This window comes from Hymenobacter agri (genome assembly GCF_054778495.1).
Genome location: NZ_BAAGZM010001096.1, coordinates 1 through 1462 on the forward strand (window position 1 = coordinate 1; position 1462 = coordinate 1462).

The 1462-nt window shown below is 64.0% G+C and carries 2 protein-coding genes and 1 pseudogene; all 3 read right to left on the bottom strand.

The window, feature by feature from the left end:
* A partial coding sequence (locus ACYVDE_RS24690; RefSeq protein WP_460504167.1) for an efflux RND transporter permease subunit occupies window positions 1-707 on the bottom strand: 707 nt, incomplete at its 3' end.
* Window positions 631-984: an efflux RND transporter permease subunit gene (locus ACYVDE_RS24695; RefSeq protein WP_460504168.1), complete on the bottom strand. Its 354-nt coding sequence runs from the start codon at window positions 982-984 to the stop codon at window positions 631-633. The genes ACYVDE_RS24690 and ACYVDE_RS24695, both read right to left, overlap by 77 nt.
* 128 nt (window positions 985-1112) lie before the next feature.
* Window positions 1113-1462 (bottom strand): annotated as a pseudogene (locus ACYVDE_RS24700) (hypothetical protein); the annotation flags it as partial.

Consider the following 1462-nt stretch of genomic DNA (forward strand, 5'->3'; position numbering starts at 1 on the left):
TCCTGCACCGAGCGGACGACCTCGGCCACGAAATCGGCCTGGTCGTAGTACGGGGCCAGGCGCACGCCGCGCGGCAGGCCGGCGCGCAGGGCTCGCACTTTAGCCTGCACCCCTTCCGATACCTGCACCACGTTAGCATCGGGCTGGCGCAGGATGCTGATGAGCACGGCATCGGCCCCATTGGCGTTGATGCGGGTGTACTCGGGCTGCTCGCCCAAGCGCACGGTGGCCACGTCGGCTAGGCGCACGATGCGGCGGCCGTCGTTGCGCAGCACCAGGTTTTCGAGGTCCTCCTTCTGGGTGATAGTGGCGTCCGTCACGGTCAGGTAGAGGCGGCGGTAGTCGCTCAGGTAGCCGTTGCTTTGCACGAAGTTGGTGGCGGCGAGGGCCTTGCTCACGTCGTCGGGGCCCAGGCCAAGGGCGGCCAGTTGGTCGGGCAGCAGCTCCACTTCGTACTCCTTCGTGCGCCCGCCCTGCACCTGCACCGCCGACACGCCGTCGACCTGCGACAGGAAGGGCTTAATGGTGTACAGGGCCAGCTTGCGCAGCTCCAGCGCCGAGCGGCCCGGCGCGGCCAGCGTGTAGCCCATCACCGGCAGAATGGCCGGGTTCATGCGCTCGACGGAGATGTTAACGGTGGGCGGCAGGTCGCCCCGAATCTGGTTCAGGCGCGACTCGATGAGGCTCTGGCTCTTGGCCACGTCCACGTTCCAGTCCAGGAAGGCCGATGGTGGTGCTGCGCAGCAGCTTCAGCCCCGGCACCCGCTTGATGGCGTCCTCCATGGGCTTGGTCACGGTCACCATCATGCGGTCGACGGGCTGCAGGCCGTTGTCGGCAATCACCTTTACCTTCGGGAACGTCACCTCCGGAAACAGGGCCACGCTGATGCGCCGGTAGGCCACCGTGCCCAGCGCCAGGGCCAGCGCCAGCAGCACCGCAATGGGCGCCTTGTAGGTTTGGAAGATAGACGGGCGGTTGGGCATTGGTATTTGGTTGTCTCAGAACATCATGCAGCGCGCAGCGCAGCATCTCGCGTGCATCAACTAAATCAACCGATTGAATTACTACCACAAGCGAGATGCTTCGCTGCGCTCTGCATGACGTTCTTTTTTTATTCCTTCTCCGCCGGCACCGGCCGCGTCACTTTCACGGCCGCCGTATCATCCAGCCCAAAGTTGCCGCTGAGCAAGATTTTGTCTTTCGGATTGAAAGCCGGTGCTTTGATTTCGATGTGGTCTTTTTCCTGCGCTCCCACAGTTACGGGGACTTTCACGGCCGTGGAATCATTCAGCAGCTTCATCACCCAGAATTCGGTCTGCGTCTCATCGGTCAGCACCGCGCCGCGTGGCAGGGTGCGGGCCAGGTGCGGGGCGGTTTTATCGAGCTCCACCTGCACGGCCAGGTTTTCGGGCAGGTCGGGTACCGGGCCGGTGGGGCGGATGGTGTAGCGCTGGGTCTGGA